Annotated in this window: 1 protein-coding gene; it reads left to right on the plus strand. The window is 67.5% G+C overall.

Going from position 1 to position 249, the window contains the following annotated elements; all coding sequences use genetic code 11:
* The coding region (locus P8629_RS12445; protein ID WP_278166411.1) for a cytosine permease at window positions 1–249 on the plus strand (249 nt) is incomplete at both ends.

The raw sequence follows: 249 nt of genomic DNA on the forward strand, positions 1-249 counted from the left end.
TCGTCACCACCGTCGTCACCTCGGGCAGCTTCGTCGTCTACGGCGAGTTCATCACCGACCCGGTCGAGGTCGTCGCCCGGATGGACAGCGTCGTCGTCCTCGTCATCGGCGCGGTCACGTTCGCCATCGCGACCCTGGGGATCAACGTCGTCGCGAACTTCGTCTCCGCCGCCTACGACCTGTCGAACCTCGCGCCGAAGAAGATGGACTTCCGCAGGGCGGGCCTCGTCGCCGCGGTCGTGTCCCTGC

This window comes from Hydrogenovibrio sp. 3SP14C1, from assembly GCF_029625905.1.
Classification (GTDB): Bacteria; Pseudomonadota; Gammaproteobacteria; order Thiomicrospirales; family Thiomicrospiraceae; genus Hydrogenovibrio.